8 protein-coding genes are annotated in these 8,389 nt (G+C 70.2%); 3 read left to right on the top strand and 5 right to left on the bottom strand.

The features are described from left to right. Positions 1–458: 458 nt before the first annotated feature. Entirely contained in the window at positions 459–2,951 is a 2,493-nt protein-coding gene (locus OG303_RS50770; RefSeq protein WP_331724037.1) for a Helicase associated domain protein, read from the top strand. Positions 2,952–3,051: 100 nt separating this feature from the next. On the opposite strand, the gene OG303_RS50765 is transcribed toward OG303_RS50770, so the two are convergent. Genes OG303_RS50765 through OG303_RS50750 form a run of 4 tightly spaced genes read right to left on the bottom strand, consistent with a single transcriptional unit; the run spans position 3,052 to position 5,344 of the window. Continuing rightward, positions 3,052–3,321 (bottom strand): hypothetical protein, encoded by a 270-nt coding sequence (locus OG303_RS50765; RefSeq protein ID WP_331724036.1) that lies wholly within the window; start codon positions 3,319–3,321, stop codon positions 3,052–3,054. Then, positions 3,314–4,588 carry a pentapeptide repeat-containing protein gene (locus OG303_RS50760; RefSeq protein WP_331724035.1) on the bottom strand — a complete coding sequence of 425 codons (1,275 nt, stop codon included), beginning with the start codon at positions 4,586–4,588 and terminating at the stop codon, positions 3,314–3,316. Before OG303_RS50760 ends, OG303_RS50765 begins: the two co-directional genes overlap by 8 nt. A 22-nt stretch (positions 4,589–4,610) precedes the next feature. Then, the gene (locus OG303_RS50755) at positions 4,611–4,916 is read right to left on the bottom strand and encodes a hypothetical protein (RefSeq protein WP_331724034.1); all 306 of its coding nucleotides are present in this window, start codon (positions 4,914–4,916) and stop codon (positions 4,611–4,613) included. Further along, positions 4,913–5,344, bottom strand: a complete 432-nt coding sequence (locus OG303_RS50750; protein WP_405877993.1) for a DUF6313 family protein — start codon at positions 5,342–5,344, stop codon at positions 4,913–4,915. The genes OG303_RS50755 and OG303_RS50750 overlap by 4 nt, the downstream gene beginning before the upstream one ends. A 358-nt stretch (positions 5,345–5,702) precedes the next feature. Here OG303_RS50750 and OG303_RS50745 point away from each other — a divergent pair, with 358 nt between their 5' ends. Then, positions 5,703–5,903 (top strand): hypothetical protein, encoded by a 201-nt coding sequence (locus OG303_RS50745; protein WP_405877991.1) that lies wholly within the window; start codon positions 5,703–5,705, stop codon positions 5,901–5,903. A gap of 42 nt (positions 5,904–5,945) precedes the next feature. Beyond that, complete coding sequence (locus OG303_RS50740; protein WP_331724032.1) at positions 5,946–6,617, top strand: hypothetical protein; 672 nt, start codon at positions 5,946–5,948, stop codon at positions 6,615–6,617. 60 nt (positions 6,618–6,677) lie between these two features. On the opposite strand, the gene OG303_RS50735 is transcribed toward OG303_RS50740, so the two are convergent. Next, a complete protein-coding gene (locus tag OG303_RS50735; RefSeq protein WP_331724031.1) occupies positions 6,678–8,021 on the bottom strand; it encodes a replication-relaxation family protein in 1,344 nt (447 codons plus the stop codon). Positions 8,022–8,389: the final 368 nt, after the last annotated feature.

Raw genomic sequence — 8,389 nt, 5'->3', positions numbered from 1 at the left:
CCCGCAGACACGACGCGCCGCCGCTACGCGGCGGATTCCGGCTTCGCCGGAATAGGCCCGGAACTCCGTTCCGGGCACCGGATCACTCCGTGATCCGGCAGGGAATCCGGCTCCGCCGGCTTCCAACGGCACCCAGTGCGCTCCGCGCCCTGCATGCCTCAAAAGACGCAGCCACAGAGGGGGGTGACGGGGTGTGAGGTGAGGTCCCGTCACCCTGCCGAACGGGATCCAGTGGGTCGACTGCAGCGTCCTCAACTCCGAGTCGACTACCGAACCCTCGGGAACGCGACACAGTCAATCACATCCGGCCATCTTCACGCAAGCGCATGCGTCACTCTTGCTCGCCGGATAGAGTCTGGGATGTTGGCTAGGTACCCCTTCCGGGCGAGACCGGAAGGAAGCCAGAACGAGGAAACCGGCAAAATGGCCAGTGGAAATGAAACGGGAAAGGAAAAGGAATGACGCGCATGATGCTTCGTCCGCATCAGGTTGAGGCGGTTGATTCCGTCCTCCGGAATCTCTCCGAAAAGCCTGGCGCCGGTATTCCTCCAGATGGCTTGAGGACACAGGTAATCGCTGCAACCGGCTCCGGTAAAACCCTGATCGGCGTGGAGTCAGCGAATCGTCTTTCGGCTCGCCGGGTGCTCGTTCTGGTGCCGACTTTGGACCTGCTGACGCAGATGGCTGCCGCATGGCGGCAGGGCGGTCGCCGGGGCGCCATGGTCGGTGTGTGCTCTCTGCGAGCGGAGGAGAGCGACGGTGTCCCGTGCACGACCGACCCGCAGGAGCTGACTTCCTGGGTGTCCGGTCTGGAGACGGTGACCGTGTTCGCCACCTACGCGTCCGTGGGCCTGGGCATCCTCCAGCGGGCGCATGCCGCCGGCCTTCCGGTGTGGGACCTGATGGTCGTGGACGAGGCCCATCGAAGTAGTGGTGACGGAGCGAAGCCGTGGGCGGCCGTGCATGATCAGGCGCGGATTCCGGCGGTGCGGCGGCTGTACATGACCGCGACGGCACGGGTGTGGGAGGCGGAGGGGGGTGCGCCTCGGCTGGTGGCGAGCATGGATGAGGACTCACCCGTGTTCGGGCCGGTGGCGTACAAGCTGAAGCTGTCGGAGGCGATCCGGCTGGGGCTGGTGGCTCCGTATCAGGTGCTGTGCCTGGACATCCGCGATCCCGAGTTGTACGCGGCGCTGACGAGTGAGGACACCGGTTCGGACGCCGTGCGCGGCGCCCGGCTGGCGGCCGTGCAGACCGGGCTGATGCGTGCCTCGGTCGAGGAGCGGTTTCGTCGGGTGCTGTCCTTCCATAGCCGGGTGAACGAGGCGGAGGCGATGGCGGCCTCGGTGCCGGCGGTCGCAGCCCGGCTCGCCGAGGATGACCCGGATGAGTTCCCGCCCGCGGACCAGGTCTGGGCTGACTGGCTGTACGGCGAGCACCCGCCCGTGCACCGGCGTCGTGTATTGGATGAGTTCGCGTCCGATTTCCTCGGTGCAGACGAATTCGCGGGGCTGGATGTTCAGGCCGTCTTGCGTGTTCTGAGTTCTGTTCGCGTGTTGGGTGAAGGCGTGGACACCGCGAATTGTGATGCGGTGCTTTTCGCGGATGCGCGCGGCTCGATGGTGGACATCGTGCAGATGGTCGGACGGGCGTTGCGTATCACGCCGGGGGCGGGAAAGATCGCCACATTGATCGTTCCTGTATTCCTCGGACCGGATGAGGACGCGAACGAACTATTGACCTCGGATGCGTACGGGACCCTCGCGAAGATCGTCGGAGCGCTGCGCGCGCACGACACCGAGACCATCGAAGGGCTGGCCGATCCTCGCGTACGCAACAGTCGTCCGGCGGCCGGAGAGGACAACGAGGGCCAGGACGGCGGGGATGACGTCGTCGGGGACCAGGACGAAGACGAGGGCGAGCACCTGGTGTCCGCCAGGGCGTCGGGGGTTTTGCGGTTCAGTGAGGAGCGCGACCCGGCCGCGCTCACTCAGTTCGTACGGCTGCGAGTGATCGACCCGGAGGGCATCTACTGGCGGCGCGGGATCGAGGCGGCGACGCGATGGCGGCGGGAGAGCGGCTCGAGCGAGCTGCGGGTGCCGTACACGTACGTCACGCCGGAGGACTGGCCCGCGATCGGCGGGCATCCGCTGGGGGTGTGGATCGCCGATCAACGCAGGTACTACGCGGCCGGAACTCTCGAAGCCGAGCGCGTCACCGAGTTGGAGGCGCTGGGCATGGTGTGGTCGGTGCAGGCGAGCGCGTGGGACACGGGGCTGGACGTGGCCCGTGCGTACGCGGCCGCGCACGGCCACTGCCTGCCCGCGGCCACGGTCGTCTGGGACTCCTTTCCTGTGGGGACCTGGCTGAAGAATCAGCGTGCGGCGGCCCGCAAGACGCGTGAGAACGCAGTACGGCGCGCGGCCGGGGAAACGGGCGTCTCCAGCGCTGGTGAGCTGTCAGAAAGCCGTCTGGAGGCGCTGGAGGACGTCGACCCGGGGTGGTGCCCGGAGTGGGAGATCAGTTGGCAACGCTGCTACCGGCTCGCCCTCGCGCATGTGAAGGCGGGCGGCGATCTGCCCGCCGGGCTGGGCGAGGTGATCGTGCAGGGCGAGGACCTCGGGGCGTGGATCGCCGGGCAACGGGCCGGGTGGGCCCGGCTCGTACCTGTGCAGCAGTATCTGCTGGAGACGCTCGGCATCGAGCCCGCGAACGGGGATGCGCCGCAGCCCGCGCGCCGCTCGCAGAGCGCGGCCTGGGAGCAGAACATCGCGGCAGCCCGCCAATTCCACGCTCGCGAAGGGCACCTGTCGGTCCCTCGCAAGCATGTTGAAGAAGTGGACGGGGACGTAATCCGCCTGGGCTCGTGGGTCGATAACGCGCGCAGGCGCGCGGCGAAGTTGAGTGCGGAGCGCCGGGCTGATCTCGATGCCCTTGGGATGCGCTGGTGAGCATTCCGGTTGACGGTGTGCAGTAGGGTCCGCGGCGGGTCCGTACCGAACGCACTCGGTACGGACCTGCCGCTTTCTTGCTTCTCGCAGCGCCCGACGGTCAGGTGCCGGGCTGCCGGCCGAAGAGGGCCTTGATCAGGCCCGGTGGTTGGCGGGCGAGGTCGTGGCGGTCGGGGCGGTGGCGGCCGTCCTCTTGCGGGAAGTTGTCGTAGCGGATGCCAGGTTCGCCCGTGATGGACCGGCCGCAGCGCTCGCAGGGAACAGGCGGCGGCTTGGGCGGGGCGGCCGGGGTGGCCGCCGGCAGCTGCTGGAGAGCCAGCTGTCGCTCGGCGAACGCCTCATAGAGGGCCCCGTGTCCTGGCTCAGACACGAATCGCGCTGGACCGGTCCGGAGCCGACCCGGAACGCACCTGGAAAACACCGGGGCTCACCTCGTCGGACTGCGCGGCGACAACCGACGCCAACTCGTGAGGCCACTGAGTTTGCCGGTCCCAGACCGCTCCTGGCGGAAGCTCCATGCCCACAGCCGAGCTGAGGTCCGCGCCGGTCAGGCGTGCGAAGGTCAGGTCCGCGCCGATCAGGTTCGCGCCGTTCAGGTTCGCGCCGTTCAGGTTCGCGCCGTTCAGGTTCGCGCTGGACAAGGTCGCGCCGTTCAGGTTCGCGCTGGACAAGGTCGCGCGGGTCAGGTTCGCGCCGATCAGGGTCGCGAGGGTCAGGTACGCGCTGGTCAGGGTTGCGCCGTTCAGGGTCGCGCCGTTCAGGGTTGCGCCGGACAGGTCCGCGCCGTTCAGGTTCGCGCCGTTCAGGCGCGCGTCGTTCAGGGTCGCGCCGTCCAGGCGCGCGTCGGTCAGGGTCGCGCCGTCCAGGCGCGCGTCGGTCAGGGTCGCGCCGTCCAGGCGCGCGCGGGTCAGGGTCGCGCTGGACAAGGTCGCGCGGGTCAGGTCCGCGCCGGACAAGGTCGCGCCGGTCAGGTACGCGCCGATCAGGGTCGCGCCGGCCAGGGTCGCGCTGGCCAGGGTCGCGCCGTTCAGGCGCGCGCGGGTCAGGGTCGCGCCGGACAGGTCCGCGCGGTTCAGGTACGCGCTGGTCAGGGTCGCGCCGGACAAGGTCGCGCCGGTCAGGTCCGCGCGGTTCAGGGTCGCGTCGGTCAGGTCCGCGCGGTGCAGGTCCGCGGCGGACAGGTCCGCGCGGTTCAGGTTCGCGCCGTTCAGGCGCGCGTCGGTCAGGTCCGCGCCGGACAAGGTCGCGTCGGTCAGGTCCGCGCGGGACAGGTTCGCGCGGGACAGGTTCGCGCGGGACAGGTACGCGCGGGACAGGTACGCGCCGGTCAGGGTCGCGCCGATCAGGGTCGCGCTGGCCAGGGTCGCGCCGATCAGGTTCGCGCGGGGCAGGGTCGCGCCGGACAGGTCCGCGCCGGACAGGTCGGCGCGGGACAGGTTTAGACGGGCAGGAACAGACTGAGGGGGTTGCTTGAGCTGGGCGGCTTCGGGGACTGGTTCTCGGGGTGCTTCCTCCGCTCGCTGTGCAATGGCCCCAGCGGTCGCCGTGATCGCGGCGGCGGGGGCTTCCGGGCATGCGAGGTAGAGCAGCCCGCGTAGGGCTGCTTCGTGCCGTGCACGCTCGGCGTCTGTCACCACGCCTCCAGGGTAGGCCGGGGGGTCACAGCGGTCCCCGTCCCTGCTTGACGCAGATGGGGCAGCGGTAGTTCGGGAGCGTGTTCAGCGTGAGCAGGAGCTGGCGGGCTGCGTTCTCGGCCCGTCGGACGGTGCCTGCGGCATCGGGCTGTGCCAACGCCGCCGTGCCCATGATCACCTCGATCACGCTGGTGAAATGCCTTTCCGCGAGCTTCCAGTCCGGTTCGGCGTCCGCAGTGGCAGGGCCGAGGGGGTGGCGCGTGCCGAAGGACCGAACCGCCTCCTTGACCGTCTCGGTGCCCTGTTCATACACCTCGTGCAGCGTGATCATGCGCCGTTCCCGGACGAGGGGGGCGGGCCGGGGAGTTCGGCCAGGCGGCGCAGTTCGTCGAGGACATCGCTCAGTTCGCGCGCGTGGTGGGCTTGGATCTGCTCGGTGATGACGTAGCCGGCGGCCGCCCCGATGATGGCGGGGATTGCCGCCCAGCCGGTCAGGGCGAGCGGCCAGGCGCACCACTGGGGATGGACGTTTGAGGGTGAGGTGATCCCGGCCATCACGTCGTAGGCATTGGCCCAGCCGATCAGGAAGCCGTTCAGCAGGTACAGCGTCGCGCAGGCCGCCAGGACCATGGCGCCACGGCTGACCAGCCAGTAGCCGAAGCGGGGCAGCGCGTGCCGGTCGGCCCACCAGGCCCGCAGCCGGTGCCGCCGACCGGGTGGCGGGGGACCGCCGGACGGCGGGGCGGGCGCGTGAGACACGTCGATCACGGTAGACGTCCAACCGGCTGTCCGGGAAGAGAACGCCCAGTTCCGGGGCCGGAGTTGGGGCACGCGTCCGGCAACCGGCCCGGCGGCCCCCCGCCGCGACGGCGCCCCGGCACGGGAACCGTGCTCCGCCGACGCGGCGACGGCGAGGGGTGAACGCTCGCGCGGGGCAGGGGACATGACGAGGACCTCCAGCAGGGCAGTGCGGCCCGCCGGTCGGCCGGGCCGCAGCGACCTTGAAGGAGCCGGGGGTTAGCCCCGCAACCCCTGCCGTCTCGGACAAGCGCTCTGGCGCGTCTGCACGCCAGGGACGAACCGGGCGCCATCCAGACGGCCGCGTCTTCAAGAAGCGATGAGCACCGTGGCGGAAGCCGACGTCGTCGCCCAGGAGCTGGCCCTCGAGGACCTGACCGGGTGTGCCCGGAGTCGAAGGCCCGCCGACGCCCCGCTGACGGTCGTAAGCCGCGCGCGAGCCGGACGTCGGCTACGCCGCACCGGCCAGCGGTGTGCTTCTTCGCGCGGCACCCCGCGCGGTGTCGTACCGGGCCGGTAGGGCAGCATCTGCTCAGCCGTCGCCTGCCCGTGAGGGGTCATCATGCGTTCCACCCGCCGTGCCCCATCCGCTGTGGTGCTTGCCTGCCTGCTGCTGGCGAGCTGTAAGTCCGTCTCGCTCGGCACGTCGACGTCGTCCGAAAGCCGGAGCCCGGTGGCGGGAGCATCGGGCACGGCCGCGCCGGCCGGCGCGGGGCGGGCGATCGCTGTGGGGGCGGGCCCGCAGAAGCACTACACGGTGCAGCAGCAGCCGGCCGCGGGCAGTTGCCACTACCGCTACGAACACGGGGAGCCGCTCGAGGACCCGAAGTGCACGCCGGGCGCGATCTCTCCGGCGGTCACGCAGGCGAACCTGAAGTCGACGATCTGCCGCAAGGGCGGCTACACCTCCGGCATCCGCCCCTCCACGTACGTGACAGGCAAGGAGAAGCGGCTCAACGCGGCCTCCTACGGCTTCACCGACCGCATGTCGGACGCCGAGTACGACCACCTGATCAGCCTGCAGCTGGGCGGCGACCCCAACGACTACCGCAATCTGTGGGTGGAGCCCGCCGACCCCGGCCACCGCTCGGGCTCCGGCGTCAACAACAAGAAGGACCCGGTGGAGACGAAGCTGCACACCGCGGTCTGCAAGGGCCAGGTCACCCTCGCGGCCGCGCAGAAGGCCATCGTCACCGACTGGACCACCGCCCTGACCACTCTCCACCTCGGCTGACAGGAAGGGGGTGTTGAGCGCGTTGCTCGCTCCCACCTACACAACCAACAGTCCGGACGGTCAGGTGCCGGGCTGCCGGCCGAAGAGTGCTTTGAACAGACCTGTTGGCTGGCGGGCGAGGTCGATGCGGCAACCCGGGCAGTGGCGGCCGTCATCAGGCGGGGCGTCGTCGTAGCGGATGCCGGGTTCGCCGGTGATGGGCCGGCCGCAGCGCTCGCACGGAGCGGGCGGCGGCTCGGGTGGGGAGGTCAGGGTGGCCTCTTGCAGCTGCTGGAGAGCCAGCTGCAGCTCGGCTTGTTGCTGCTGGCGGTCTCGTTCCAGTTGCTGTTCGCGCTGGCGGCTGCGTTCGTTGTCGCGCCGGCGCCAGACGTCGATGTCGTCCGGGTTGGTGAGGGCGTCTGTGAGGGGTTCCCACTGGCGGTGGCCGCAGCGCCACCACACCGCATCGAGCGGCCCGTGCTTCTGCAGGCGGGGCAGGGTGGTGAACAGCAGGGGGATGGCGTCCGCGTAGTTCTGGTAGCCGTCGGAATCGCCATCGCCCAGGAGGACGCCCCTGCGCTCGTACCGGCCGGACCAGATGTCCCGGGTCAGGTCGAGCACCCGGTTCATCCGGTTCTTCAGGGCCTGCTCGCCGGTGCGGATGCCGGGGTTGAACACCACGGCGATGGGCGGGTGCCCTTCCCGGACAGTGGGCGGGTACAGGGTGCGCCACACCGGGATCTCCAGGCCCTGGGGGTCCTTAGTCTTCAGGCGGAAGAAGCGGCGGTAGCGGTCGAACTTGGCGGCCAGGACGTCTGCGGTCTCGGTGCAGTTGTCGACCTCCACCAGCAGCACCGGTGCGCCCGCTTCGGGAGCGTGCAGCACGGCGTCGGCCTGGACGCTGGAGCGGTTGCGGCCGCTGCTGGGCAGGTTGTGGGCCACCTCGGTGGCCCAGGAGGCCACCGTGCCGATGCCCGCCGGCCCCGATGCGGCCGCGCGCTGCACGGGCAGGGGTGTGGCCGCGGTGCGGCGTATGGGCCGGGTGGGCTCGGGGGCGGTGCGGGTGATGGCGATGATGGTCTCGTTGACCGCCATGGCGTGCGGGGCGCCGGAACGGGCCGCGCCGCGCGCGGTCCCGCCCATCTCACTCAAGGGGCGGGCGAGGACTTCGGCCGCCGCCCCCAGTCCGAGCGGGGTGAGCCCCCACAGCTTGTTGCCGTCCCTCGCGCTGCCCTCCGAGACCGCGAGCCCGTGACGGGCCAGATCCAGGCAGGCATTGCGGATCGCCTTGTTGTCCTTGTGCCCCGGACACGTCAGCCGGTGGATCTGGTCGGGGCTGGCGACCTTGAGCACACCCAGCGCAGCGAGCACATGCGCGCGCACCGCACCCGTGGATCCATACGGATAGGTCTTCGAGCCACCCACCGCCCCATCCCCTCCCTGCTCCCCGGCGCGGCCTCCCTGGCCGCGCAGCTGCGGGCCGGCGGCGCGGGCCCGCAACAAGCCGCGCCGACCCTCACCCGATGAACTCGACGTCACTCCCACCCCTACCACCTTCCACAGACATTCAGGTGGGGTGACAGAGAGAGAAAGAGGGTTGTCGGGATCCGTGGTCGGCCCTGGCCAAGGGGTCTGACCAGGGAAAACCCTGCGCAGCCTACACCGGGTACCGGTAGGGGGGTTGGTAGGGATCCCGGTAGGGGGACCGGTAAGGGGTTCGGAGGCTTGCCCGATACGCATGGCCGGATGCGCTCGCCTGCGCAATCACGGGCAACTGGTAGCGCCACACGTCG

It is taken from the genome of Streptomyces sp. NBC_00005, assembly GCF_045160215.1.
GTDB lineage: Bacteria > Actinomycetota > Actinomycetes > Streptomycetales > Streptomycetaceae > Streptomyces.
Note: the sequence above shows the minus strand (reverse complement) of the source record. Positions and strands in the feature narration are given on the sequence as shown.